The 25,544-nt window shown below is 65.9% G+C and carries 19 protein-coding genes and 4 tRNA genes; 13 read left to right on the plus strand and 10 right to left on the minus strand.

Annotated features, from left to right (window positions below):
• Positions 1-45: 45 nt before the first annotated feature.
• Together EL249_RS10070 and EL249_RS10075 are read left to right on the plus strand one after the other, a co-directional pair.
• Positions 46-132 (plus strand) — tRNA-Leu (locus EL249_RS10070).
• Positions 133-272: 140 nt separating this feature from the next.
• Positions 273-359: transfer RNA gene (locus EL249_RS10075), tRNA-Leu, on the plus strand.
• A 564-nt stretch (positions 360-923) separates the two neighbouring features.
• On the opposite strand, the gene EL249_RS10080 is transcribed toward EL249_RS10075, so the two are convergent.
• Together EL249_RS10080 and EL249_RS10085 are read right to left on the minus strand one after the other, a co-directional pair.
• A tRNA-Glu gene (locus EL249_RS10080) sits at positions 924-999 on the minus strand.
• 182 nt (positions 1,000-1,181) lie between these two features.
• Positions 1,182-1,257: transfer RNA gene (locus EL249_RS10085), tRNA-Ala, on the minus strand.
• 192 nt (positions 1,258-1,449) lie between these two features.
• Between EL249_RS10085 and folD the strand changes: the two genes are divergently transcribed.
• The 4 genes from folD (at position 1,450) to EL249_RS10105 (ending at position 6,606) form a co-directional block, all read left to right on the plus strand.
• A complete protein-coding gene (folD, locus tag EL249_RS10090; RefSeq protein ID WP_005672658.1) occupies positions 1,450-2,310 on the plus strand; it encodes a bifunctional methylenetetrahydrofolate dehydrogenase/methenyltetrahydrofolate cyclohydrolase FolD in 861 nt (286 codons plus the stop codon).
• 265 nt (positions 2,311-2,575) lie between these two features.
• Positions 2,576-4,684: a M3 family metallopeptidase gene (locus EL249_RS10095; protein ID WP_005672656.1), complete on the plus strand. Its 2,109-nt coding sequence runs from the start codon at positions 2,576-2,578 to the stop codon at positions 4,682-4,684.
• A gap of 109 nt (positions 4,685-4,793) precedes the next feature.
• The gene (locus EL249_RS10100) at positions 4,794-5,489 is read left to right on the plus strand and encodes a DUF4124 domain-containing protein (RefSeq protein WP_005672654.1); all 696 of its coding nucleotides are present in this window, start codon (positions 4,794-4,796) and stop codon (positions 5,487-5,489) included.
• A 172-nt stretch (positions 5,490-5,661) separates the two neighbouring features.
• Positions 5,662-6,606 carry a CysB family HTH-type transcriptional regulator gene (locus tag EL249_RS10105; RefSeq protein ID WP_005672653.1) on the plus strand — a complete coding sequence of 315 codons (945 nt, stop codon included), beginning with the start codon at positions 5,662-5,664 and terminating at the stop codon, positions 6,604-6,606.
• A 92-nt stretch (positions 6,607-6,698) separates the two neighbouring features.
• Here the strand turns inward: EL249_RS10105 and EL249_RS10110 are convergent, their stop codons facing one another.
• Positions 6,699-7,799 carry a sulfate/molybdate ABC transporter ATP-binding protein gene (locus EL249_RS10110; protein WP_005672651.1) on the minus strand — a complete coding sequence of 367 codons (1,101 nt, stop codon included), beginning with the start codon at positions 7,797-7,799 and terminating at the stop codon, positions 6,699-6,701.
• Positions 7,800-7,801: 2 nt separating this feature from the next.
• Positions 7,802-8,776, minus strand: a complete 975-nt coding sequence (gene epsC, locus EL249_RS10115; RefSeq protein ID WP_005672649.1) for a serine O-acetyltransferase EpsC — start codon at positions 8,774-8,776, stop codon at positions 7,802-7,804.
• A gap of 327 nt (positions 8,777-9,103) precedes the next feature.
• Here epsC and EL249_RS10120 point away from each other — a divergent pair, with 327 nt between their 5' ends.
• The 6 genes from EL249_RS10120 (at position 9,104) to EL249_RS10145 (ending at position 16,060) form a co-directional block, all read left to right on the plus strand.
• Complete coding sequence (locus EL249_RS10120) at positions 9,104-11,032, plus strand: monovalent cation:proton antiporter-2 (CPA2) family protein (protein WP_005672647.1); 1,929 nt, start codon at positions 9,104-9,106, stop codon at positions 11,030-11,032.
• Positions 11,033-11,037: 5 nt separating this feature from the next.
• Positions 11,038-12,393 (plus strand): MFS transporter, encoded by a 1,356-nt coding sequence (locus tag EL249_RS10125; protein WP_005672645.1) that lies wholly within the window; start codon positions 11,038-11,040, stop codon positions 12,391-12,393.
• Between the two features lie 121 nt (positions 12,394-12,514).
• A complete protein-coding gene (gene cysP / locus EL249_RS10130; RefSeq protein ID WP_005672643.1) occupies positions 12,515-13,549 on the plus strand; it encodes a thiosulfate ABC transporter substrate-binding protein CysP in 1,035 nt (344 codons plus the stop codon).
• Entirely contained in the window at positions 13,550-14,392 is an 843-nt protein-coding gene (gene cysT / locus EL249_RS10135) for a sulfate ABC transporter permease subunit CysT (RefSeq protein ID WP_005672641.1), read from the plus strand.
• 3 nt (positions 14,393-14,395) lie between these two features.
• A complete protein-coding gene (locus EL249_RS10140) occupies positions 14,396-15,247 on the plus strand; it encodes a sulfate ABC transporter permease (protein WP_005672640.1) in 852 nt (283 codons plus the stop codon).
• A gap of 105 nt (positions 15,248-15,352) precedes the next feature.
• The gene (locus EL249_RS10145; protein WP_005672639.1) at positions 15,353-16,060 is read left to right on the plus strand and encodes a TerC family protein; all 708 of its coding nucleotides are present in this window, start codon (positions 15,353-15,355) and stop codon (positions 16,058-16,060) included.
• A 54-nt stretch (positions 16,061-16,114) separates the two neighbouring features.
• Here EL249_RS10145 and EL249_RS10150 read toward each other — a convergent pair whose 3' ends face one another.
• On the minus strand, positions 16,115-17,443 hold the full coding sequence (locus EL249_RS10150; protein WP_324603167.1) for a D-amino acid dehydrogenase: 1,329 nt from the start codon (positions 17,441-17,443) through the stop codon (positions 16,115-16,117).
• 120 nt (positions 17,444-17,563) lie between these two features.
• On the opposite strand from EL249_RS10150, the gene EL249_RS10155 reads away from it, so the two are divergent.
• Positions 17,564-18,817 (plus strand): NnrS family protein, encoded by a 1,254-nt coding sequence (locus tag EL249_RS10155; protein ID WP_005672637.1) that lies wholly within the window; start codon positions 17,564-17,566, stop codon positions 18,815-18,817.
• A 92-nt stretch (positions 18,818-18,909) separates the two neighbouring features.
• On the opposite strand, the gene EL249_RS10160 is transcribed toward EL249_RS10155, so the two are convergent.
• The 5 genes from EL249_RS10160 to EL249_RS10180 all read right to left on the minus strand — a co-directional run bounded on the left by EL249_RS10160 (position 18,910) and on the right by EL249_RS10180 (position 25,531).
• A complete protein-coding gene (locus EL249_RS10160; protein WP_005672636.1) occupies positions 18,910-19,260 on the minus strand; it encodes a heavy metal-binding domain-containing protein in 351 nt (116 codons plus the stop codon).
• 276 nt (positions 19,261-19,536) lie between these two features.
• Positions 19,537-21,651, minus strand: coding sequence for a TonB-dependent Fe(3+) dicitrate receptor FecA (fecA, locus tag EL249_RS10165; RefSeq protein ID WP_269471748.1), 2,115 nt, complete (start codon positions 21,649-21,651; stop codon positions 19,537-19,539).
• A gap of 485 nt (positions 21,652-22,136) precedes the next feature.
• A complete protein-coding gene (locus EL249_RS10170; RefSeq protein WP_005672631.1) occupies positions 22,137-22,823 on the minus strand; it encodes a methionine ABC transporter permease in 687 nt (228 codons plus the stop codon).
• A 10-nt stretch (positions 22,824-22,833) separates the two neighbouring features.
• Positions 22,834-23,706 carry a methionine ABC transporter ATP-binding protein gene (locus tag EL249_RS10175; RefSeq protein WP_005672629.1) on the minus strand — a complete coding sequence of 291 codons (873 nt, stop codon included), beginning with the start codon at positions 23,704-23,706 and terminating at the stop codon, positions 22,834-22,836.
• Positions 23,707-23,929: 223 nt separating this feature from the next.
• Entirely contained in the window at positions 23,930-25,531 is a 1,602-nt protein-coding gene (locus EL249_RS10180; RefSeq protein WP_040529672.1) for a sigma 54-interacting transcriptional regulator, read from the minus strand.
• Positions 25,532-25,544: the final 13 nt, after the last annotated feature.

The raw sequence follows: 25,544 nt of genomic DNA on the forward strand, positions 1-25,544 counted from the left end.
TTTGACAAGCCTACGAAAGTACTTACAATACCACTTTATTGATTAGCCCAGATGGCGGAATTGGTAGACGCACTAGGTTCAGGTCCTAGCGCCAGCAATGGTGTGGAGGTTCGAGTCCTCTTCTGGGCACCAATTCAACAGGTCAGCTGCCTTGGCAGTCTGGCTTGAAGCAGAGAATTCCCGCTTAGGCGGGATTTTTTTGCCCCACCAGCTTTTTGCTTTCCCCTCTTCCGGGGCATTCAGAAAACTGGAAAAAACCTGAAGCAGTACACGCCCAGATGGCGGAATTGGTAGACGCACTAGGTTCAGGTCCTAGCGCCGGCAACGGTGTGGAGGTTCGAGTCCTCTTCTGGGCACCAATTCATCAGGTCGCAAATGTCTTGCAGCGCGCCCTGAGGCGGTAAATCCGCCAGGAAAACTCCCGCTTCGGCGGGATTTTTTTTGCCCATACATTTTCTCTTCCACGGCAAACACGGCAAAGCTTCTTCAGCCACAAGCCCCTTCGGTCACGAAGCTTCTCTCTTCATGAAGCCTCAGTCCTTGTTTGTGACACCTCTGTCTTCGTGACACCACGCTGGCCGTGAAGCTACGCTGCACATGAGGCTGCCCCCTCTTCGTGAGACCACACTGTGCATGAAGCCGCTACCCTCTTCGTGAAGCAGCTTCCCTGTTCATTGAACGCTCTGTAAACGACTGGCGGCCAAGACAACAGGCAGAAAACGCCCAGGCCGACACACCAACACACGTCAGGCAGCCGCACAGACCGCGCGCGCCATGGAAAGGAGACGCAAAGAGACGTTGCAACAGCCAAGCCGACTTGCGCAAACAAAATCGCAAAGCCAAGCAAAAGCTTATGCAGTGAAAATGACGAAAGCGGGGATTTACTGCAGAGAAAGCAGCCAGATGAACCAGCTACCGAGAGATGGCGTCCCGTAGGGGATTCGAACCCCTGTACTCACCGTGAAAGGGTGATGTCCTAGGCCTCTAGACGAACGGGACTTCAAGAACTGTTTCAGTACTCATCAGCACCGAAGCACTGCATTATATACTGAAAATCTTTACTTTCAAGTCTTTCAGAAAATTTTTTTCAAAACCTTCCGAAGACCTTATCGACTGCTACCGCCCTTCTTCTCTATCAAAAATCTCCGGAAGTTCCGGAGACCTTGATCGATCAGGAAAGATGGTGGAGGTAAGCGGGATCGAACCGCTGACCTCTTGCATGCCATGCAAGCGCTCTCCCAGCTGAGCTATACCCCCAAGCGATCGATGAACAGGATATTACCCCGTGGTTTTGGGCCTTGCAAGTCCTTTCCAGCAAAAAAGTGCAGAAACTGCTGTTTCTTAACCTTCTTTAACCTTATTGGCTGATTTTCAGGGGCCCAAGCACGCTTTTGGGTACGATTCCGTTTTCCCTTGACCATCTTTTCCCTGTCTTACTGGACTCCACCCATGACTGCTCGACTGATTGATGGCACCGCCATCTCCGCCCAGGTGCGCGAAGAAGTGCGCGAGGCTGCCCAAGAGATTCTGAATGCCACCGGGCAACGCCCCGGCCTGGCCGTGATCCTGGTGGGTGATTCGGCGGCTTCCCAGGTCTATGTTCGCAACAAGATCCGCGCCTGCGAGGCCGCAGGCTTCCATTCGGTCAGCGAGCACCTGCCCGAGGAGACCACCGAGGCCGCCCTGCTGGCCCGGCTGGATGAACTGAACAAGGATCCTGCCGTGCACGGCATCCTGGTGCAGCTTCCCCTGCCTGCCCACATCGACACGCGCCGCGTGATCGAGGCCATCTCGCCGGACAAGGACGTGGACGGCTTTCACGTGGCCAATGCCGGTGCACTGATGACCGGTGCGCCGCAGCTGGTGCCCTGCACCCCGCTGGGCGTGATGCGCCTTCTGGAAAGCACAGGCGTGCCGCTGCGTGGCGCCGAGGCCGTCATCGTGGGTGCCAGCAATCTGGTGGGCAAGCCCCAGCTGCACCTGCTGCTGCAGGCCGGCGCCACCGTGACGCTCTGCAACAGCAAGACGCGCGACCTGGCGGCGCAGACCCGGCGCGCCGATATCCTGGTGGTGGCCGTGGGCCGTCCCCGCATGATCACCGGTGACATGATCAAGCCGGGTGCCGTGGTCATCGACGTGGGCATCAACCGGCTGCCTGACGGCAAGCTGACGGGTGACGTGGACTTCGACAGTGCCCGCAACGTGGCCGGCTGGATCACCCCCGTGCCGGGCGGCGTGGGCCCGATGACCATCGCCATGCTGCTGCAGAACACCATCACGGCCGCCCGTCGTCACCTGAAGCTGGCCTGACGACTGCCTGGCCGCAGGCCGGCGCCCCGACGGACGCAGGCCGGGCACCCGGTCTGCACAGCCATCCGGCCTGTGTGCCATTGGGCATGCGGGCCGCACCTTGCGTCGGTTGTCTTCAGGGCGCCCCACCCCCATCTCGGGAAAATGCCGATGAACGGGTCCGGCGCAAGGCCGTCCCATCATCCGGCTTCTCTTTCAGGCCCGATTTCTCAGGCCATCTTTTTCATTCCTTCAGGCTTTCTTCGATTCCCTCTTTCTTCTTGCCATGACCACTCCTGCTTCCCGTGCTGCACAGTCGACGGCAGACGCCGCCCCCTCCGACAACCCGCTGCTGGACGGTCCCGGCCGACTGCCCCGCTTCACCGCCGTGAAGCCCGAGCATGTGGGACCCGCGCTGGATGTGCTGCTGGCCGACGCCGAGAAGGCACTGGCCAAGGCCACGGCAGCGGACACGCCCACCACCTGGAAGGACTTCGTGCTGCCGCTGCAACATGCCACCGAGCGCCTCGGGCACGCCTGGGGCATCGTGCAGCACCTGAATTCGGTCATGGACACGCCCGAACTGCGCGAGACCTTCAATCAGAACCTGCCGCGCGTGGTGGAGTTCTGGACCCGGATGGGGCAGGATCAGGCGCTCTTCGAGAAGTACCGCGCATTCCGCGCCAGCCCGGCCCATGAGGCGCTGGATGCCGCCCGCAAGACGGCCATTGAGCACGAGCTGCGTGACTTCCGGTTGAGCGGCGCCGAGCTGTTCTCGCCTGCACGCGAGCGTTTTGCAGCCATCCAGGAAGAACTGGCCGCGCTGCAACAGAAGTTCTCGGAAAACGTGCTGGACGCCACCAATGCCTTCGAGCTGCTGGTGCCCGATACGGAAGAAGGCAAGGCACGTCTGGCGGGCCTGCCCGAGGATGCCATTGCATCGGCCCGGGCCGATGCCGAACGGCAAGGCAAGACGGGCTGGCGCTTCACGCTGCAGTTCCCGTCGTACTTCCCGGTCATCCAGTACGCGCACGACCGCAGCCTGCGCGAGGCGCTCTACCGTGCCTATGCCACCCGGGCGGCCGAAGGCAGCCCGCAGGACAACACCGCGCTGATCCAGAAGATCCTGGCGCTGCGCGAGGAGAAGGCACAGTTGCTGGGCCTGGCCAGCTACGCCGAGCTGTCGCTCGTGCCGAAGATGGCGGACTCCCCGGCCCAGGTGGAGCAGTTCCTGCGGGACCTGGCGCGACGTGCCCGTCCCTTCGCCGAGCGCGATCTGGCCGAGCTGCGCGCCTTTGCGGCCGAGAAGCTGGGACTGCCCGAGCTGCAGGCCTGGGACATCGCCTATGCCAGCGAGGCCCTCAAGCAGGCGCGCTATTCGTTCTCGGACAACGAGGTGAAGCAGTACTTTGCGCTGCCCCGCGTGCTGGACGGTCTGTTCGGGCTGGTCGAACGGCTCTTCGGGGTGTCGATCACCGAGGACCACGCCGAGGGCTGGCATCCGGACGTGCGCTTCTATCGCATCAGCGCGGGTGACCGGCTGGTGGGCCAGTTCTATCTGGACCTGTACGCGCGCGAGGCCAAGCAGCCGGGCGCCTGGATGAACGACTGCCGCGGCCGCCAGCACGAGGAAGGCGCCGTCGTGCAGACGCCGGTGGCCTACCTGGTGTGCAACTTCCAGGCGCCGGTCAACGGCCAGCCTGCCCTGCTCACCCACGACGACGTGACCACGCTCTTCCACGAGTTCGGCCACGGCCTGCACCACATGCTGACGCAGGTGGACACGCTGGCGGTCTCGGGCATCTCGGGCGTGGAATGGGATGCCGTGGAGCTGCCCAGCCAGTTCATGGAGAACTGGGCCTGGGAATGGGACATCGTGGAATCGATGACCCACCACGTGAAGACGGGCGAGCCGATGCCGCGTGCGCTCTTTGACCGGATGCTGGCCGCCCGCAACTTCCAGGCCGGCCTGCAGACGCTGCGGCAGATCGAGTTCGCGCTCTTCGACATGACGCTGCACCAGCAGGCAGCGCGGGCACTGGCCGCCGGCGAGACCGACCCGGTCCAGCGCATTCTGGATGCGGTGCGCACCGAGGTGGCCGTGCTGCTGCCACCTGCCTTCAACCGCTTCCAGAACAGCTTCAGCCACATCTTTGCCGGTGGCTATGCAGCAGGCTACTACAGCTACAAGTGGGCCGAAGTGCTGTCGGCCGACTGCTATGCCGCCTTCGAGGAGGAAGGCCTGTTCGAGCCTGCCGTGGGCCGGCGTTTCCTGGCAGAGATACTCTCTGTGGGTGGCAGCCGACCGGCCATCGACTCGTTCCGTGCGTTCAGAGGACGGGCCCCTGAGCTGGATGCCCTGCTTCGGCATAATGGGATGGTAGAAGAAGCCTAGGGAAGGCAGCGCCCCCCGGGGATCGGAACGCCATGGGCGCTCCGTACTCCGGGAGGATGGTTGATGCACGAAGTGCCCTTCCCGATATCCCCTGAACACAAGGATTTCGATGAAAGCGCTTGCGGCATCCCTGCTCGTGGTGACGGCCGGTGGCCTGGCAGCACTGCCGGGTGCCGCAGCCGAGTACAAGTGGATCGACCAGAACGGCAACGTCGTCTATGGTGACCACCCGCCGGACGAGAGTGCGGTGGCACTGCGCCGTCCGGGCGGCCTTACGGTCACACAGACGGTCAAGGCCCCCGTCGATCCCACCCTGCAGTTTCCCCTGGCCTTGCGCGAGGCAGCACGGGCCAACCCGGTGGCGCTGTACGTGGCCAATGATTGCCAGCCCTGCCAGATGGCCGCCCAGCACCTGCGCCTGCGCGGCATTCCCTTCCAGGAATGGAAGGTGACCAGCAACGCCGACTTCGAGCGCTTCAAGGCCCTGGGCTTTTCCGGCAACGGCTTCCCCGCCATCAGCGTGGGCAGCCAGCGCAGCGTGGGCTACGAGGCCAATGCCTGGAACCGGATGCTGGATAGCGCACGCTATCCGACCGAATCGGTGCTGCCCTCCTCCTACCAGTACCCGCCGGCCGCCAACCTGTCGCCCGACATTCCGATGCAGGGCGCCACGGCCTTCCGCCAGCCCCCACGGATCATCGATGCCAGCGAAGTGCTGCCGGCCGGTGGCGAGCGGCGGGATCCGAGTGGCACGTCGGGTGGTGCTTCGGGTGGCACGGCGGCGCCGTCCGACTTCCGCTTCTGAGCATTGATCCACCGGGAAGATCGACCAGCCGCCTGCCCCGAGGCGGTCATGCGCTTTCCGCATGAACTTATTTGCGGACCGATGCAGGCGCCGGCCTGCAGCGGGCTGCGCCAATATCCTTGCTGTCGTTGCAGCTATCATCGGTGTCGTCCCATCTGCCTGACACGACACCATGAATCTCCAGCAATTGCGTTCGGTCCGTGAGGCCGTCCGACGCGGCTTCAACCTGACCGAAGTGGCGCGGGCGCTGCACACATCGCAGCCCGGCGTCAGTCGCCAGATCCGCGAGCTGGAACAGGAGCTGGGCTTCGAACTGTTCGTGCGTGCCGGCAAGCGCCTCACCTCGCTCACGCATGCCGGCTCGGTGGCCGTTCCGATCATCGAAGGCATTCTGGGCGGTGCCGAGAACCTGCTTCGGGTGGGTGAGGAATACTCGCAGCAGTCGGCCGGCAAGCTGTCGATTTCGGCCACGCATTCCCAGGCACGCTACGCACTGCCCGATGCTGTCCATGACTTCCGCCGCCGTTACCCCGACGTGCAGCTGAACCTGCACCAGGGATCGCCTCAGCAGGTGGCCGAGATGCTGCTCAGCGGCGAAGCCGACATCGGCATTGCCACCGAGGCACTGACCGACTATGACGGCCTGGTGACGCTGTCCTGCTATCGCTGGACGCACAGCGTGATCGTGCCGCCCAATCATCCGCTGCTGGACGATCCGGAGCTGACGCTGGAGCGGGTGGCCACCTTTCCGGTCATCACCTACAGCCCCGGCTTCACGGGGCGGCTGCACATCGACGAGGCCTTCCGGGTACGCGGTCTGGAGCCCAACATGGTGCTGACGGCGATGGATGCCGACGTGATCAAGACCTATGTGGAGCTGGGTCTGGGCATCGGCATCATCGCCTCCATTGCTTTCGACGAGGAACGCGACACGCGGCTGCGCGCCATTGACGCCGGCCACCTGTTCCCGGTCAACGTGACTCGCCTGGCCTTCCGGCGCGGCGCCTTCCTGCGGAGCTATGTCTACGATTTCATCGAGACCTTCGCCTCGCCACTGACCCGCGAGGTCGTGGAACAGGCTGCCCTGCAGATGCCGGGCATCGATTTCCAGATCTGAACGGCAGCCGGCACGGCACCCGTGCCGGTCGAGAGCCGTCCCGAGACCGCCGGCCGGTCCTGCGCATGGATACGGGCCAGCGCGCAGCGTCGTCAGATCATCGCGGCCGGATCCATCGGCTGGGGATGGGCATTGGACCAGTCGGCCCCCGCCTCGAAGCGCGTTTCCTGGCGGGCGCGCAGGTGCAGCAGACGGCCCCGCTCGATGCCCTGGCGCTGCTGCAGCTGCAGCCAGGCCTCGCGCGGCATCTCCACGTCGATGAAGCTGCCGTCGTCAGGACGACGCAGTTCCAGCCGGGTTCGCGGGCCGACGGTGAGCGCCTGCGAGAACTCGACGGCCAGCGTGTCGGCGGCGGGCTCGTCCACCACCTCGATCTCGTGCGGGCGCACATAGACCGTGTTTTGGTCGGCCGCAGGATTTTCAGCCTTCTGCCCAGTCGCGTGCACGGCATGGAAATGCCCGCGGAACAGGTTCACATCCCCCAGGAACTTCAGCACGAAGGGCGTGGCCGGACGGTCGTAGACCTCGTCGGGCGTGCCGACCTGCTCGACGCGCCCCCGGTTGAGCACCACGACCCGATCCGCCACCTCCATGGCCTCGTCCTGGTCGTGGGTGACGAAGACACTGGTGATGTTCATCTCGTCGTGCATGCGACGTAGCCAGCGACGCAGCTCCTTGCGCACCTGGGCGTCCAGTGCCCCGAAGGGTTCATCCAGCAGCAGCACGCGGGGCTCGACCGCCAGGGCGCGGGCCAGCGCAATGCGCTGGCGCTGCCCGCCCGAGAGCTGCGACGGGTAGCGATCGGCCAGCCAGTCCAGCTGCACGAGCGAGAGCAGCGCGTGCACGCGGCGCTGGATCTCGGCCTCGTCGGGGCGGCGCTTGCGCGGCATCACCCGCAGCCCGAAGGCGACGTTCTCGAAGATCGTCATGTGGTTGAAGAGCGCGTAATGCTGGAAGACGAAGCCCACGCCACGCGCCTGCGGATCGGCATGGGTGGTGTCCTCGCCATGGAACAGCACGCGACCACTGTCGGGCACTTCCAGCCCGGCGATGATGCGCAGCAGCGACGTCTTGCCCGATCCGGACGGCCCCAGCAGCGCCACCAGCGACCCCGACGGGATCTCCAGGGAGATGTCGTCGCAGACCACGGTCTGACCGAAGCGCTTGTTCAGGTGCTCGATGAGGATGCTCATGATCAGATCCCGAAGGCGCGCCAGAGTTCCGCGTCGTTGGGGATGCGGCCCTCGGCCACTTCCGGCGCGGTGACGGCGCCCGCCTGCGAGACCATGCTGCCAGGCGGCACGCTGCGCGTGAGCCAGACGTTGCCGCCGATGACCGAGCCGCGGCCGATGGTGACCCGCCCCAGCACCGTGGCGCCGGCATAGATGACCACCTCGTCCTCGACGATGGGATGGCGGGGTTCGCCCTTGACCAGCGAGCCGTCCTCGCTCTGGGTGAAGCGCTTGGCACCCAGCGTGACGGCCTGGTAGAGGCGCACATGGCGGCCGATGATGGCCGTCTCGCCGATGACGACGCCCGTGCCGTGGTCGATGAAGAAATGGTCACCGATCTGTGCGCCCGGGTGGATGTCGATGCCGGTGGAGGAATGGGCCAGTTCCGACATCACCCGCGCGGTCAGCGTGATGCCCTCCTGATAGAGCAGGTGCGCCAGCCGGTGGTGGAGCATCGCCCAGATGCCCGGGTAGCAGATGAGCACCTCGTCCTTGCTGCTGGCGGCCGGGTCCCCCTGGAAGGCCGCCGTCACGTCGCTGTCGATCAGCTCACGCACCCGAGGCAGCGCCTGGCTGAAATGACGGACCACATCCATGGCCCGCTCATCGTCCTGCGGCGAGAGCGTTTCACCGCCTGCCCGGAAGAGCAGTTCGCGCCGCACCTGCTGATGCAGCGCGGACAGCGCCAGGTCCAGCGTGTAGCCCACGTAGTGGTCGATGTTCTCGGAACACAGGTCGGGCCGGCCCAGCCGGTGCGGGAACAGGGCCGCCGCCAGCCCGTTGACCACCTCGGCGAGCACCGGCCGCGAAGGCAGCAGCGGCGGACGGCCGTTGCCATTCTGACGCGCGCGCAACGCGCTTTCGCGCCGCTCGCGCAGCTGCGCCACCACCTCGTCCACGCCGAAGCGGGTCGGCTGGCATATCGATCGGGAAACCATCGCCGTTCTCCCCTTGAAAGGATGTTGTCTGCAAGGCAAAGGGGGAATATACCGCCTCACCCCCAGGGTGTGTGCCGATGCACTGCATCATGAGATGCGCTTCGTGCATGACGAACTGCCCTTGTCCCCGCCAGACGCTCCGTCGACGGAAGTCCTCCTGAGCCGCATCATTAGCGTTCCTCCTGCAGTGCGCAGGCAACGATCCGTCCGGATATCGTCTGCAGACTGTCCGGTCATCGCAACCGGGCGGCCCCTCACCGTCATCAATCGCTAGAATCGGAGCGCACGGGCCCCTTGCCCCCGGGCCCGCTCCCCGAAGGATCCTGCATGACCTCCCTGCTGCTCAGCGCATTCATCTACCTGGCTTCGGCGGCCGTCGCCGTGCCGCTTTCCAAGCGACTGGGGCTGGGCTCCGTCCTGGGCTACCTGATCGCCGGCGTCCTGATCGGTCCGGTCTTCGGCCTGGTGGGCCAGGAGACCGAGAGCATCCAGCACGTGGCCGAGTTCGGCGTGGTGATGATGCTGTTCCTGGTGGGTCTGGAGCTGGAGCCGCACAAGCTGTGGCAACTGCGCTGGCAGCTGCTGGGGCTGGGGGGACTGCAGGTGGTGCTCACCATCGCCGCCATCACCGGCATTGCCATGCTGATGGGGCTGTCGTGGACGGTGGGCGTGGCGGCGGGCTGCGTGCTGTCGATGTCATCCACCGCCATCGTGCTGCAGACGCTGGGCGAGAAGAACCTGCTGGCCAGCCAGGGCGGCCAGGCCAGCTTCTCGGTACTGCTCTTCCAGGACATCGCGGTGATCCCGATGCTGGCGCTGCTGCCGCTGCTGGCGCTGCCCGAGCTGGCCGGCCAGGCCACCGAGGCCGCACACCATGCCGATGCAGTCAACCTGCTGGCCGGCCTGCCCGCCTACGAAAAGGCGGGCATCACCTTCGGGGTGATCGCGCTGATCGTGGTGGGCGGCCATTTCCTGGCCGGCCCGATCTTTCGCTACATCGCCGCCGCGCGGCTGCGCGAGATCTTCACGGTGGTGTCGCTGGCGCTGGTCATCGGCATCGCGGTGCTGATGTCGCTGATCGGGCTCTCGCCCGCACTGGGCACCTTCCTGGCCGGCGTGGTGCTGGCCAACAGCGAATACCGGCACGAGCTGGAAAGCAACATCGAGCCGTTCAAGGGGCTGCTGCTGGGGCTGTTCTTCATCACGGTGGGCGCCGGCGTCGACTTCGAGCTGCTGGCCCACCAGGGCTGGAAGATCCTGGGCATCACGCTGTGCGTGATCATCGCCAAGGGCCTGATCCTGCTGCTGCTGGGCAAGGTGTTCCGCCTGAAGCGGCTGGACCAGAAGCTCTTTGCGCTGGCGCTGGCGCAGGCCGGTGAGTTCGGCTTCGTGCTGCTGTCGCTCGTCGAGAGCAACGGCGTGATGCCCTCGCACATCGCCAAGCAGCTGCTGCTGGCGGTGGCGCTGTCGATGCTGTTCACGCCGCTGCTGTTCATCCTCTACGACAAGGTGATGGTGCCGCGCGCCTATGCCCGAGCCAAGGCAGGTGATGCCGTGCGGCCCGACGTGATCGAGCAGAAGCACCCGGTGATCATCGCCGGCCACGGCCGCTTCGGGCGCGTCATCAACGCCATGGTCACGGCCTGCGGCTACAAGACCACCGTGATCGACCACAACGCCGCCACGGTGGCGGGCTACAAGCGCTTCGGCGTCGAGACCTACTTCGGGGACGCCTCCCGTCAGGAGCTGCTGCTGATTGCCGGACTGGCCGAGGCGCGACTGCTGGTGGTGGCCATCGACAATCACGAGCAGGCCATGAAGATCACCGAGTTCGCCCGCAAGACCAATCCGGGCATCAAGATCGTGGCCCGTTCCTACGACGCGCAGCAGACCTACGAGCTGTACCACGCAGGTGCCGACGAGATCGTGCGCGAGAACTTCGATTCGGCGGTGCGATGCGGCAAGCGGGCGCTGGAATGCCTGGGCATGCCCAAGCTGAAGGCCGAGGAGGTGGGCAACCTCTACTTCCATCGCAACCGCCACGGCATGGCCATGGCCGCCAAGGCCTATGACCCCAGCATCGGCATGTTCGAGAACAAGGCGCTGATCGAGATCGTGCGGGCCGAGAATGCCGAGACCGAACGGCTGATCCGCCAGCTGCTGCATGACCAGGCCATCTCATGGCCCAAGGACCAGGCCGAGACCACCACCGAACATGGAGACATGAACATGCAGGAGCCCGTCGAAGGAGGCTGAACGGCATGAAGGAGAACGAGGAGACGACATCGGCGGGTAACAAGGCCAATCAGGCCACGGACCCGCCGCACGCTGGGCAGCCCGCATCATCGGGACCGGAAGCCTTGGGGGCAACAGACGCCGCCGCCCCGGCCCCGCAGACGCCCACGGTGCGCCGCGGCTGGCCGAAGGAAGGCTGGCTGCTGCTGTTTGCGGTGGCGGCTCTGGCCTTCAACCTGCGATCCCCCATCGTGACCATCGGCCCGCTGGTGGGCATGATCCGCGACGATCTGGGCGTCTCGGGCAGTTTCATGGGCTTCGTGACGGCACTGCCGGTGATGGCCTTCGCGCTGTTCTCCCCCTGGGCGGCGCGATTGGGTCGCCGCTACGGCATGGAGAACGTGCTGGTCGCCTCCCTCGTCGTGCTGCTGGCGGGCATTGCGCTGCGCTCGGCCCTGCCGTCGCCGCTGACGCTGGTGCTGGGCACGGCATTGCTGTCTGCGGCCATTGCCATGGGCAACGTGCTGCTGCCGGCCCTGGCCAAGCGCAGCCTGCCCGAGCACGTCAATCTGGTGGTGGCGATGATGACCGCCGGCATGCTGGTGTCATCCACGCTGGCCGCCGGCATCGCGGTCCCGCTGGCCCGGTGGCAGGGCTGGACCTGGCCGCTGGGCATCTGGATGCTGACCACGGGGGTCGCGCTGGTGCCCTGGCTGCGCATCCGTCAGCGCCACAGGGCAGCAGCCCCCGCCGGCAGCGCCCCGGCCGCCAGTCCCCCGCTGAACGTCTGGCGCATTCCGGCAGCCTGGGTGCTGAGCCTGTACATGGGGCTGCAGTCGCTGGTGTTCTATGCGGTGGTCGGCTTCACGCCCTCGGTGCTGCAGGAAAAGGGCCTGTCGGCCGAACAGGCCGGCAACCTGGGTGCGCTCTTCCAGGCCGTCTCGCTGCTGGGTGTGGTGGCCGTGTCGTGGGCACCGGTCCGTGGCCGCGGCCGCCAGTGGCTGAGCGTGGGCATCAGCCTGACGGTGCTGGCCGGCAGTCTGGGGCTGTGGCTGGGCAGTACCGGCACGCAATGGCTCTGGGTCTCACTGGCCGGCATCGGCACGGCCGGCGTGTTCTCGCTGTGCCTGATGCTGTTTGCCGAGCGCACCGATTCCCCGGCCGAGGCGGCCGCCCTGTCGGGCATGGCCCAGGCTGTCGGCTATGGCATTGCGGCCATCGGGCCGCTGGGCGTGGGCGTGCTCTACGATCTGCTGGGCTCATGGACGCGGACGATGGGGCTGCTGGCGGCGCTGAGCCTGCTGGAATGCCTGCTGGCCTGGTCATCGGCCAGTCCGAAGACGCTGGCGCAGACCCTGGCAGGCCACCGGCGCGGCCGATGAGATCCGCATATGCTCATGCGGAAATCGCATAAGCCGGCCGCTCGCCCGCTCATCCATGCCCTGCCATGGCATGATGCGCGGCATCGTACAACCTTGTCACGGCCCTCGGGGCCTTGCCGTCATGACCTTCGTTTCCCGCTCCCGCCGCGCCGTGCTGGGCCTGGCGCCCGCTGCCCTGCTGCTTGCCGCCATGCCCTCGGCCCAGGCGGCCGACCAGACGCTGCTCAACGCCACCTATGACGTGGGCCGCGAGCTGTTTTCCGAGATCAACCCGCTGTTCGTGGCCAAATGGCAGAAGGAGCACGGCGGCCAGCTCAAGATCGACCAGTCCTATGGCGGCACGTCGCGCCAGGCGCAGGACATCATCCAGGGCAAGAAGGCCGACACCGTCACCTTCAACCAGGTGCCCGACATCGAGATCCTGGTCAAGCGCCGGCTGGTGGCCAAGGACTGGGCCTCGCAGTTCCCGAACAACAGCTCGCCCTACTACAGCACCATCGCCTTCATGGTGCGCAAGGGCAACCCCAAGAACATCCGCAACTGGGACGACCTGGCACGGCCGGACGTGAAGCTGGTCTTCCCGAACCCCAAAACGTCGGGCAACGCACGCTATTCGTACCTGGGCGCCTGGAACCACGCGCAGGAGCAGTTCCCGAATGACGAGGCGGCCGCCAAGGCGTTCATGGGCCGCTTCCTGGGCAACGTCGAGAACTTCCCCACCGGCGGCCGGGGCGCCACGGTGGCCTTCGCCCAGAACGGTCAGGGCGACGTGCTGCTGACCTTCGAGTCCGAGATCAAGAGCATCCTGGCGGGCAAGGAGTTCAAGGATCAGGGCTTCGAGCTGGTGGTGCCGCCGGTGAGCGTGATGGCGGCCTTCCCGGTGGCCATCGTCGACAAGGTGGTCGATGCCAAGGGTACCCGCGAGGTGGCGCGCGCCTACCTGGAGTTCCAGTATTCCAAGGAGATCCAGCAGCTGCTGGCCCGCCACAACCTGCGCGTGCATGACCCCGAGGTGGTGGCTGCCACGGCCGACCAGTTCGCCAAGGTTCGGCTCGTCGACCCCGCCACCTTCCCCGGCGGCTGGGAAGGCATCCAGAAGACGCACTTCGCCAGCGGCGGCCTGCTGGACCAGCTGCTCGCCGCCGGACGACACTGAGTGTCCGCGCCCCGCTTCTTCCTGGCCAGGCCGCTGCTGCCGGGCTTCTGGCCCAGCCTGGGCGTGAGCCTGGTGTACCTGCACGTGGTCATTCTGGTGCCGCTGCTGGTGCTGCTCTGGCATGCGGCCGATCTGGGCTGGGCCCAGTACTGGGCCGCCATCTCCGATCCCCGGGTGGTGGCCAGCTACCGGGTCACGCTGCTGGGGGCCTTCATCTCCACGGTGGTGGTGACGCTGGTGGGCCTGCTGCTGGCCTGGGTGCTGTCGCGCTATGAGTTCCCGGGACGGCGCTTTCTCGACGCGCTGATCGATCTGCCCTTCGCGCTGCCCACGGCGGTGGCCGGGCTCACGCTGGCCACCCTGCTCTCACCCGGTGGCTGGATCGGACAGCTGTTCGCCCCCTGGGGCATCAAGATCGCCTATGCCTTCCCGGGGCTGGTCATCGCCATGATCTTCACCAGCATCCCGTTCATCGTGCGCACCGTGCAGCCGGTCATCGAGGATCTGGGCCACGACGTGGAGGAGGCGGCCGGCACGCTGGGTGCCCGTCCGGGTCAGGTGTTCTGGCGCATCACCCTGCCCACGCTCGTGCCGGCGCTGACGGCTGGGGCCAGCCAGGCCTTCATCCGCAGCCTGGGCGAGTTCGGCGCCGTGGTGATGATCGCCGGCAACATTCCGTTCCAGACCGAGATCACCTCGCTGATGATCTTCGTGCGGCTGCAGGAGTTCGACTACGCAGCGGCGGCGGCCATCGCCTCGGTGGTGCTCATCACCTCGCTGGTGCTGCTCTTTGGCCTGCAGCTGCTGCAGAACCGGCTGCTGCGCTGGCAGCGGGGAGGCTGACGCATGGACAAACGCACGAACGGTCCGCGCCGGAGCCCGGCCAACGGGGTGCAGCGACTGCTGCTGGTGCTGGCACTGCTGGCCGCGGGTCTGCTGCTGGTGCTTCCGCTGACCATGATCTTTGCCCAGGTGGCGGCCGGTGGCTGGGCGCTGCTGATCGAGAACCTGTCGGCCGACTATCTGCACCATGCCTTCGGGCTGACGCTGCTGGCCACGCTGGTCACCATTCCAGTGAACCTGGCCTTCGGGCTGGCCTTTGCCTGGTGCGTCACTCACTACCGCTTTCGAGGCCGGCGGCTGATGCTGGCGCTGATCGACATTCCCTACGCCACCTCGCCGGTGGTGGCGGGTCTGTGCTACCTGCTGCTGTATGGGGCCGAGTCGGTGGTGGGTCAGTGGTTTTCCGACCGCGACATCCAGCTGATGTTTGCCTGGCCAGGCATCATCATGGTCACCATTTTCGTGACCTCGCCCTACGTGGCGCGGCTGCTCATTCCGCTGATGCAGACGCAGGGCAACGAGGAGGAACAGGCAGCGCTGCTGCTGGGCGCCAGCGGCTGGCAGATCTTCCGGAAGGTGAGCCTGCCCCGCATCCGCTGGGCCCTGCTGTACGGGGTGATGATCACGAATGCCCGTGCCGTTGGCGAGTTTGGCGCGGTGTCGGTGGTCTCGGGGGCGACCCTGAACCAGACGATGACGCTGCCGCTGCTGGTCGAGCAGCTCAACAACGACTACAAGACAGCCGCGGCCTTCACGGCCGCCGCCATCCTGGCGCTGATGGCCGTTCTCACGCTGATCCTCAAGAGCTGGCTGGAACGCCGGGTACAGGTCCGCCAGGGCGCCCGACGGGCGTGACCATCCCGCATCGCAGGCCCCAGATTCTCCGCCAGGCAGGGGGTACGAGCGTTAAACTCTCCGTCCCTGAAACCTGGACGCCCCCTTCCTCGGAGCTTCTCTTACATGGAACTGGATTTCACCTCTCCCGCGTTCTGGCTGGCTGTTGGCCAGATCGTGCTCATCGACATCCTGCTGGGCGGCGACAACGCGGTGGTCATCGCCCTGGCCGTGCGCAAGCTCGACCCCTCCAAGCGGCGTCAGGGCATCGTCTGGGGGACGATCGGCGCCATTGCGCTGCGCATCCTGCTGATTGTCTTTGCGCTGTCACTGCTGTCGGTCCCCTACCTGAAGGTGGTGGGCGCGCTGCTGCTGCTGTGGATCGGCGTGAAGCTGCTGCTGCCCGAAGAAGAGGACGCACACGGCAACATCGCCAGTTCGGACAAGCTGTGGGTGGCGGTGCGCACCGTCATCGTTGCTGACCTGGTGATGAGCATCGACAACGTGATTGCCATTGCCGGTGCTGCGCAGAGCGTGGGCGGTCACCATGAGATCCCGCTGGTGATCTTCGGTCTGCTGGTCAGCGTGCCCATCATCATCTGGGGCAGCCAGATGGTCATCCGGCTGATGGACCGCTTTCCCATCGTCATCACCATCGGCGGCATGCTGCTGGGGTGGATTGCCGGTGGCATGCTGATCACCGACCCGGCCGTGGCCGACCACGTCAGTGCCTGGCAACCGCAGATCAAGTACATCGCCGAGGTGGGCGGCGCCCTGCTGGTGCTGCTGATCGGCACCCTGAGTGCCCGCCGACAAAAGAGCAAGGGCGCCTGATGCAGCCTGGCCGGCGGTTTCGACACCGCCGGCCCACGGAACATCCGGTCCGGCTCAGCCCGAGAACTGGAAGTCCACGTCCGGCCGACGTCCGGACATCAGCTCGGCCAATGCCCGACCCGAGCCACAACCATGGGTCCAGCCCAGCGTGCCGTGGCCGGTGTTCAGGAACAGTCCACCCACCCGGCTGCGACCGATATAGGGCACGTTGCCCGGTGTGGTCGGCCGCAGACCGGTCCAGAACTTCGCCTGTTTCGGATCGCTCACGCCCGGGAACAGCGCCAGCGTGCGCTTGACGAGCGCCTCGCAGCGCACCGGGTTCAGCGCCATGCCGTAGCCGTTCAGCTCGGCTGTGCCGGCCACCCGTAGCCGGTTGCCAAAGCGCGAATACACGAGCTTGTACTCGTCATCGGTCAGGCTGACCTGCGGCGCCCTGGCCGGGTCCAGCACCGGCAGCGTGGCCGAATAGCCCTTGGCCGGATAGATGTCCAGCCGGATGCCGATGTCACGCGCCAGCCCTGCGCTGAAGCTGCCCAGCGCCAGCACATAGGCATCGGCCTTGGCCACTTCGTACTGGCCGTGCTCGTCGGCCAGCTCCACGCCCTGCATCTCGCCACCGGCCACCAGCAGCTTCTGGATGCGCACGCCGAAGCGGAACTTCACGCCCTTCTCGGCCGCCAGGGCCGCCAGGCGGGTGGTGAACAGGTTGACGTCACCGGATTCGTCGGCCGGCGTGAAGGTGGCGCCTGCCAGCTGGTTGCGTGCCGAGGCCAGGGCCGGCTCGATCTCGACCACGCGGTCGGGCGTGATGATCTCGCGCACCACCCCCATTTCCTGCATGATCCGTGCGGGCTCCAGCGCCTCATCGAAATCCTTCTGGCTGGTGTAGAAGTGCATGATCCCCTTCGTGAGGTGGTCATACTGGATGCCCGTCTCCTCACGCAGCGCCTGCAGGCTGGCACGGCTGTAGGTGCCCAGGTTGATGAGCTGGATCATGTTGTGGCGGGTGCGCTCCGCCGAGCACTCGCGCAGGAACTGCAGGCCCCAGCGCCACTGCGCCGGGTCGGCCCGCAACCGGAAGAGCAGCGGTGCATCTTCCCGCCCCAGCCATTTCAGCAGCTTCAGGGGGGCCGACGGGTTGGCCCAGGGTTCGGCGTGGCTGACCGAGATCTGCCCACCATTGCCGAAACTCGTCTCGCAGGCAGCCCCCCCGTTGCGTTCCAGTACCGTCACCTCATGGCCTGCCTGGTGCAGATACCAGGCCGTGGTCACGCCCACCACTCCGGCGCCCATCACGATCACCCGCACGTCGTCTCTCCTTGGTTCTTGAATGGGGAATTTGCTGCAGAGCGTCAGCCTACCAGATCGGCCAGCACCTGACATCCCGGGTATGTCCCTGTATCCCGTGGAGTGCCTGAGCAGGCTCGACAAAAATCAATGCCCGCTCGTTCCGGGCGCTCTACCATGCACGGAACAATCTGCATCCCGACACGGCCCTGCTCCATGTTGCTCTCGATCGAAGAACCCGCTCCCACCTCCGCACGCCCGCAATGGGCCGCCTTTCTGGAACTCGGTTTCCGCCCGCTCTACTCCCTCGGCTGCTTCTGGGCCATCATGGGCGTGTTGCTGTGGGTGTACTTCCCAAGCATGCTGCAGGGCACGCTGGGCGGCGTGTTCTGGCACGCCCATGAAATGCTCTGGGGCTTCATCATCACCATCGCGGTGGGCTTCCTGTTCACGGCTGGCGCCACCTGGACGGGCATCACGCCCATCAAGGGGCGTGCGCTGGCCGTCTGCTGCCTGTTCTGGATCCTCGCCCGCATCGCCTATCTGGTGCCGGCCGACGCCGCCTTCTGGGTGGGCGTGGTGGCCGAGAGCCTGTTCTTCGGCTGGGGCGCCGTGGCGATGTCGCACAGCATCTACCGTGCCCGCAGCCAGCGCAACTACGGCATTCCCCCCATGCTGCTGCTGATGGGTGTGGCCAACCTGATGTTCCTGCTGGCCGTGGAGGAAGGCGACTATGAGCGCATCATGGACTTCTTCCGGACCGGCATGCTGGCCATGGCCGTCATTGCCCTGCTGGTGGCACGCCGCGTCACGCCGTTCTTCGCCTCGCGCGCGGTGGCCGGACTCGACATTCCCAAGCATCTCGAAAGCGGCCACTGGCAGCTGGCAGCCGGCATGGCAGCCATCGTCTTTTCCCTGCTGCAATGGCAGGTGCTTGCCGCCCTCTTCCTGGCCACCTCGGGTTTCATCGCACTCTGGCAGGTCATCAGCTGGAAGCCCCGGGCCGTGCTGCACAAGCCCATCCTGTGGATCCTGTACGCCGGCTATGCGGGCCTGGGCATCGGGCTGGTGGTGGCCGCCGCGCAGATGGCAGGCCTTGCCGAGCGTCCTGTCTGGGCCGTGCACATCATCGGCATCGCCGGGTTCTCGCTGCTGATCATCGGCATGGTCACCCGCACCGCGCTGGGCCACCTGGGCCGGCCGCTGCAGACCGACCGCTACATGGTGCTGTGCTACTGGCTGGTGCTGGTGTCGGCCATTCTGCGCCTGCTGGCGCTGGCCCTGCCGGTGCCCTTCAACACCCCGACGCTGCACACGGCGGGCGCTGCCTGGATCGTGGCCTTTGGCGTCTACCTGTGGCGCTTCGTGCCGATGCTGATCCGTCCCCGCGTCGACAAGGTGCCCGGCAAGGGCCCGATCATCCGGCCAAAGATGGAAGTCAAGCTGGGGCCCAAGCCGCCCGTGAAATGAGGCCAGGCCGAGGGCGCCCGCTGCCGTGTGCCCAGTAAAAAAAAAGCGCCCCGAACCGGGGCGCTTCCTTTTTGGGGAGACGGTTTGGCCGATCAGGCGATCTTCACGGCGGTGCCGCTGACGGCCACCATCATCATGCCGTTGGTTTCACCCAGCACTTCGTAGTCGAAGTCGATGCCGACGATGCCGTTGGCGCCCTTGTCGCGGGCGGCAGCCACCATCTCGTCCAGAGCGGCCTGGCGAGCGCCGGCCAGTGCCCGCTCGTAGCCACCGGCCCGGCCGCCCACCACGTCACGCACGGAGGCGAACATGTCGCGGAACAGGTTGGCACCGATCACGGCTTCGCCGCTGACGACGCCCAGGTATTCACTGACGCGACCGGGTTCGGGAGGAACGGTGGAGAGGAAGAACTTGGGATCGCTCTTGCTGGAAAACCAACCCATGGCAGGGCTCCTTGTATGGTTGCTGAAGCGCGGCAGCATATCAGAGTGGTGTGGACGGGCTATGGCGCAGGTGTAACTTTGTGCGGTATGTCACGTACGAGGCGCTCACTTAGCAGACAGCATGAGCCGAGGAAGGCCCCCCTGGGCGCTGCGACTCCTACGAGAATCATCACCACGCTGGAGATGACTTCGCCTGGGGCACCCCACAAAAAAGCGGCCCGCAGGCCGCTTTCTTGCATGACATCCATCAGGATGTCATGAGCACGTCAGGGACGATCAGAACCGGATGGAGGCCTGCACGTAGACCGTGCGCGGCTGGCCCAGGTACTTGCCCTTGTTGTTGTCGTCGTACGAGCGGGTATAGAACTCGCGGCCAAAGATGTTCTTGATGCCGGCACCGATCTTCAAGTGGTGCAGCGACGGCCCGAAGTCATAGGAGCCACGCAGGTTCCAGGTGCCATAGCCGGGGATGCGGCCCGTGCTGCCGTCGGCGCTTTCAGCCACGGTGTTCGCGTTGTCGGCATACTGCGAGGACTGGAATTCGCCCTCGAAGCCGGCCTGCCAGGCGTCCTGGGTGTAACTGATGCCCAGCAGCCCCTTGTGTTTTGACGAGAACGGCACCTGGTTGCCCTTGTTCGGGCCTTCCTCGCGGATGGAGGCATCCACGTAGGCGTAGTTTCCGTACACCTCGGTGCCCTTCAGGGCCGGCATCAGCTCGTCCAGGCGATAGCCGAAGCTGCTCTCGATGCCCGCATGACGGGTCTTGCCGCGAGCGATCACGCTGTCGGTGATCTGGCTGCTGTCGTACTGGTTGTTGAAGTTGATCAGGAAGGCACCGATCTCGGCGCGCAGCACGCCCTGGTCATAGCGGGTACCGAATTCCCAGGTGCGGGCCTTCTCGGGCTTGACCAGACCCTGACGGACGCGGTTGGGCATCTGGCTGTACTGCACGCTGCCGAACGAGCCTTCGGTGTTGGCGTACAGGTTCCAGCCCTCATCCAGCCGGTACAGCACGTTCAGGGCCGGCAGTGCAGTGCTGTAGTCACCCTTGAACGGACGACCCGTCAGCACGTTGATCTGCTGCTGGTCGATGCGCTCGTAGCGCACGCCCGGGGTGATGGTCCAGAGGCCCCAGTCGATGCGGTCATCCAGGTAGACAGCGTGGGCCTCGGTCTTGCCACGGGTGTCACGGTCGTTGCGGCTGGCAACAGTGGGCAGCAGGCCGCTGGCCGTGGTTTCCCGATAGCGCAGCTCGTGGCTGGACTCGTCGATGTAGCGATAGCCGATGCCGATCTCGTGGTGGGTGGCGCCCAGATTCACGCCCTGCGAGGCGCGGGCCTCGATGCCGCGCACCCAGTAGTAGCGCGGCGACAGCGACACGAAGGTGCCCTGGTTCAGGAAGCCGCTACGCAGCGTTTTGGTGAAGAAGGTGTTGACGCTGGCCTTGCGGCTGCCGTCGGTGTAGTCGTAGCCAGCACCCACCAGCGTGCGACGGCCCCAGAAACGGTCCACCGGACGGGTGGACTGGTAGGGATCGGCCTTGAAGGCATCCACCGTCAGGCCGCCCGGCATGTCGGCTTCGCCGTCATAGTACTGGGCGATGGCGTGAACGCTGTGCACGGCATTCAGCGCGTACTGACCCTTCAGGATCACGTCGTCAATACGGGTGTCGCTGTGCTGGCGATAGTCGGCACCACGCACGCCCGAATACAGGATGGCGCCGCCCAGGCCGTTGTCCATCGTGCCGCCCACACGGAAGCTGGCGTTCTTCTTGGGCTTGTGCTGCGTCGAGGACGGGCTGTAGCCCAGCTGCATGCTGGCGTCGATGTCGAAGTCCTCGGGGATCGCCCGGGTGACGAAGTTGACGATGCCGCCCACGTTCTGGGGGCCATAGCGCACGGCACCACCACCGCGCACCACGTCCACCGCATCCATGTTGCCCATCGAGATCGGGCCCAGCGACAGCTGCGGCTGGCCATAGGGCGCATAGGGAATGGGAATGCCGTCCATCAGCAGCGTGGAGCGGGTGGCCAGACGCGGGTTCAGACCGCGAATGCCGAAGTTCAGCGCCATGTCATGGCCGCCGGTACCGTTGTTCTCGGGGGCGTTGACGCCAGGAATGCGGTTGAGCACCTGGCGCACGTTGGTCAGGCCCTGGGCCTCGACCTGTTCACGGCGGATCACGTCACGGGCACCCGGATGCTCCTGCACGTTCTTCTCGTCGGCATCACCCAGCCAGTCCCCCACCACCGAGATGGTGCCCAGCGTCTGGGTCTCGGCTGCAGAAGCCTGGTTCTCTTCCTGGGCCAGTGCGCTGGCCGCGCCGCCGCTGGCAGCCAGCAGCAGGGCCATCGAGGCCATGGTGTGCATCACGGGACGCAGTGGACGCACGGCCGCGGCGTTCCCCGTGGAATTTGGGATGAAACGGGACGAAGACATGTAAGGACTCCGGAATCGATGATGAGAAGCCGCCTGGCAATGCGTCTCACCCCATCTCCGACCCGTCATCCGGACCTGCGTTCACCATCCGGCAAGGGATGCCGGGCCCCCACGACCGAAGGACGGACCTGCGTGCGAAAGCACGCCAGGCGAGCGGCCTGCAGGATGACGCAGGGAAAGACCAGCGGGATCGATACGGAAAGCGCAGGACACCTGCGCCGGAGGAGGAGAGAGACGGGCCCCCTGAAGTGACGGCCCCGGACGCCCGCAAGGGGCATCCGTGCCCTGCCAGACAGGACACGGCGCGAATTATTCTGCGGCGAACGCCCGTTGTCTACCGTTCGTCGGATGAAATCCGCCGCATGTCACGCGCGGCGACGCGACCTGTTGCGCCCTCAATACAGATGCCCATGCCGCCAGAACGGTCTTCTTCGTGCTCAGCGCTTGTCCAGCCGCCGCGCCACGTGGTTGCCGATCACCTGGATGAGCTGGACCATCACCACCAGAATGGCAACCGTCAGCAGCATCACATCGTTCTGGAAGCGCTGGTAGCCATAGCGGATGGCCAGGTCACCCACGCCACCGCCACCCACCACGCCGGCAATGGCGGTGTACGACAGGAAGCTGATGGACAGCACCACCAGCGACTGGACGATGCCCGAGCGGGCTTCGACGAGCAGCACGCGCCAGATGATCTGGCGTTCGCTGGCCCCCATGGCATGGGCAGCCTCAATCACGCCGCGCGGCACTTCGCGCAGGCTCTGCTCCACCAGACGAGCGAAGTACGGGATGGCGGCACAGGCCAGCGGCACCGAGGCGGCCATGGGGCCGATGGAGGTCCCCACCAGCCAGCGGGTGAACGGCACCAGCGCCACCAGCAGGATGACGAACGGGAACGAACGCACCATGTTCACCAGCCAGCCCACCACGGCGAACAGCACGCGGTTCTGCATGGACTGGCCTGGACTCAGCAGGAAGAGCCAGATGCCCAGCGGCCCGCCGATCAGCACGGCAGCCGTCAGGCCCACGGCCATCATCACCAGGGTCTCGCCCAGGGCCACCCACAGCTCGGGCAGCACATCCACAATCGATGGCGGCAGTGCCGCCCAAAGCGCATCCAGCATCCTGGCGCTCCTATGCCTGCGGGGCCTGCGCCCCGCCTGTCGTATCCAAGGACCCCTGCGCGCGGCCGGCAGCACCCTGGGCCGCCATGGATCCACGTCCCTGTCCGGCATGCAGGTGCTGCACCAGCTCGCGGCCCAGGGCCGAGATGGGTGCCAGCGGCGCACTGCCGTCGAGGTCAAGCTTTTCGACCAGAAGGCCCTGCTCCACCACGGCAGCCTGCCGGCACAGCGCCAGCACCACCGAGAGTTCGTGCGTGACGATGACGATGGTCACGCCCAGCCGCTGGTTGATTTCCTTCAGCGTGGCCAGCACCGAGCGCGTGGTCTCGGTGTCCAGCGCGGACGTGGGTTCGTCACACAACAGCACGCTGGGCTCGGGCGCCAGCGCCCGCGCAATGGCCACCCGCTGCTTCTGGCCGCCAGACAGCTGGGCCGGGTAGTGATCCAGCTTGTCGACCAGGCCCACCACCTCGGCACACTCACGCACCCGCGCCGCAATGGCGGCCCGGTCATGCCGGCCGTGGATGCGCAGCGGGAAGGCGATGTTGTCGGACACCGTGGCGTTCTGCAGCAGGTTGAACTGCTGGAAGATCATGCCGATCTTCTGGCGGGCATCGCGTAGGCCCTTCTTGTCCAGCGCCGTCAGCTCCTGGCCGGACACGAAGACCCGGCCACTGTCCGGGCGCTCCAGCAGGTTCATCAGCCGCAGCAGCGTGGACTTGCCTGCACCACTGCGCCCGATGAGCCCCAGCGCATCGCCACGCGCAACGGTCAGCGACACATCGCGCACCGCATCAAAGCGGTCACCCCCGTTCAGGGAAAAGGACTTGTTGAGCTTTTCCAGCCGGATCAGCGGTTCCTGCGAAACGGACTCCGACACCATGCACCCTCGATTCCGGCTGGATGAGCTGCGACAGGCAGTCACCCTGGCCCATGTTCTGACGACATACGGTCCGATGCCACCGTGGCATCGGCACAACCCAAAGACGACGATGGTACCGCAAGCTGCATCATCGGCCCGTGCAGACCCTCATGCGGGAACCCGCTCAGACAGGAAAGCTCAGGCAGAACCCGCCCGGGCCATCGGCTGACCGGATGATGCACGCTCAGTCGATGCCCAGGTCGCGTATCTTGCGGGCCAGCGTGTTGCGGCCCAGCCCCAGGCGACGGGCGGCTTCACCGCGGTGCCCCCCGGTGGCCTCCAGCGCCGCTTCGATGAGCGTGCGCTCGAAACTTGCCTGCAAGGGAGTCAGCAGATCGCGGGCTTGCGGATCTTCCAGCTGCTGCCGGGCCAGCTTCACCAGCACCTCACACCAGCCTTCCGGGTCGGCACTCTGCCGATGCCCCTCCTCCTGATCCGCGGCATCCGTGGGTACGGGAGGTGTGCCCGAAGCCTGCGGGGCCGCAACGGATGCGGCCTCCGTCACCGGGCGCGTGGCAGCGGCAGCCCCTCGGGATGGCAACATCTCGGGCGGCAGGTCTGCCATCGTCACCACATGCGCTGCCGTCATCACCGTCAGCCATTGGCAGACATTTTCCAGCTGCCGCACGTTGCCCGGCCAGTCAAAGGCGCACAGCACCCGCAGGGCATCTGCCCCCAGCTGCTTGGGCTCCACCCCCAGCGAGGCTGCGCTTTCGGCCAGAAAATGCTCAGCCAGCAGCGGAATGTCCTCCACGCGCTCGGCCAGTGGGGGCAGGCGCAGGCGGATCACGTTCAGACGATGGAAGAGGTCATCCCGAAAGAGCCCCTGGGCCACACGCGCCTCCAGGTCCTGATGCGTGGCGGCAATCACCCGCACGCGGCTCTTCACGGGCTGGTTGCCTCCCACACGGTAGAAGTGGCCTTCGGACAGCACCCGCAGCAGCCTCGTCTGCATCTCGGCCGGCATGTCGCCGATCTCGTCCAGAAAGAGCGTCCCCCCTTCGGCCTGCTCGAAACGGCCACGCCGCAGGGTCTGTGCGCCCGTGAAGGCGCCCCGTTCGTGCCCGAACAGTTCCGATTCCATCAGGTCACGCGGGATGGCCGCCATGTTGATCGCCACGAACGGCCGTTCAGCCCGCACGCTGTGCTGATGCAGCGCCCTCGCCACCCGTTCCTTGCCCGTCCCGGACTGGCCGGTCAGCAGCACGGTGGCATCGGATCGGGCCAGACGGCCGATGGCACGGTACACCGCCTGCATGGCCGGTGCCTGGCCCAGCAGGCCGGCATCCGACATGCGGGCTCCGGCCTGGGGGAACTGAGTCGCCTGAGCCTTCGCCCCCCGTTCAGGATCCGAATGGGCACCGGCCCCCGCGCCCCGACCCGATGGTCGTGCCGACGCGGCCCCTCGGGCGGCCTCGGCCCTGCCCTGCGCCGCCCGCTGCACCAGCGCCACGGCCTGCATCAGGTCAAAGGGCTTGGGCAGGTACTCGAAAGCACCGGCCTGGAAGGCCGAGACTGCGCTGTCCAGGTCCGAATAGGCGGTCATGATGATCACCGGCAGCGCGGGGCGTCGCTGGCGCACCTGATAGAGCAGCTCGATGCCGCTGGCTCCCGGCATGCGGATGTCCGACACCAACACGGCCGGTTCGCTCACTGCCAGCGCTGCCAGCACCTCATCGACCTGGGCGAAGGTGCGTACCCCGAAGCCGGCCCGAACCAGCGCACGCTCCAGCACCCAGCGGATCGAGTGATCGTCATCCACCACCCAGACCTCGCCGGCTGCCATCACCCCCGTCATG

The organism is Lautropia mirabilis, from assembly GCF_900637555.1.
Classification (GTDB): domain Bacteria; phylum Pseudomonadota; class Gammaproteobacteria; order Burkholderiales; family Burkholderiaceae_E; genus Lautropia; species Lautropia mirabilis.

Bases quoted from the DNA above. Each gene is read 5' to 3' on its own strand.
- folD (WP_005672658.1), top strand. From the start codon at position 1,450: ATGACTGCTCGACTGATTGATGGCACCGCCATCTCCGCCCAGGTGCGC.
- EL249_RS10095 (WP_005672656.1), top strand. From the start codon at position 2,576: ATGACCACTCCTGCTTCCCGTGCTGCACAGTCGACGGCAGACGCCGCC.
- EL249_RS10100 (WP_005672654.1), top strand. From the start codon at position 4,794: ATGAAAGCGCTTGCGGCATCCCTGCTCGTGGTGACGGCCGGTGGCCTG.
- EL249_RS10105 (WP_005672653.1), top strand. From the start codon at position 5,662: ATGAATCTCCAGCAATTGCGTTCGGTCCGTGAGGCCGTCCGACGCGGC.
- EL249_RS10110 (WP_005672651.1), bottom strand. From the start codon at position 7,799: ATGAGCATCCTCATCGAGCACCTGAACAAGCGCTTCGGTCAGACCGTG.
- epsC (WP_005672649.1), bottom strand. From the start codon at position 8,776: ATGGTTTCCCGATCGATATGCCAGCCGACCCGCTTCGGCGTGGACGAG.
- EL249_RS10120 (WP_005672647.1), top strand. From the start codon at position 9,104: ATGACCTCCCTGCTGCTCAGCGCATTCATCTACCTGGCTTCGGCGGCC.
- EL249_RS10125 (WP_005672645.1), top strand. From the start codon at position 11,038: ATGAAGGAGAACGAGGAGACGACATCGGCGGGTAACAAGGCCAATCAG.
- cysP (WP_005672643.1), top strand. From the start codon at position 12,515: ATGACCTTCGTTTCCCGCTCCCGCCGCGCCGTGCTGGGCCTGGCGCCC.
- EL249_RS10140 (WP_005672640.1), top strand. From the start codon at position 14,396: ATGGACAAACGCACGAACGGTCCGCGCCGGAGCCCGGCCAACGGGGTG.
- EL249_RS10145 (WP_005672639.1), top strand. From the start codon at position 15,353: ATGGAACTGGATTTCACCTCTCCCGCGTTCTGGCTGGCTGTTGGCCAG.
- EL249_RS10150 (WP_324603167.1), bottom strand. From the start codon at position 17,443: ATGTCAGGTGCTGGCCGATCTGGTAGGCTGACGCTCTGCAGCAAATTC.
- EL249_RS10155 (WP_005672637.1), top strand. From the start codon at position 17,564: ATGTTGCTCTCGATCGAAGAACCCGCTCCCACCTCCGCACGCCCGCAA.
- EL249_RS10160 (WP_005672636.1), bottom strand. From the start codon at position 19,260: ATGGGTTGGTTTTCCAGCAAGAGCGATCCCAAGTTCTTCCTCTCCACC.
- EL249_RS10170 (WP_005672631.1), bottom strand. From the start codon at position 22,823: ATGCTGGATGCGCTTTGGGCGGCACTGCCGCCATCGATTGTGGATGTG.
- EL249_RS10175 (WP_005672629.1), bottom strand. From the start codon at position 23,706: ATGGTGTCGGAGTCCGTTTCGCAGGAACCGCTGATCCGGCTGGAAAAG.
- EL249_RS10180 (WP_040529672.1), bottom strand. From the start codon at position 25,531: ATGGCAGCCGGCGAGGTCTGGGTGGTGGATGACGATCACTCGATCCGC.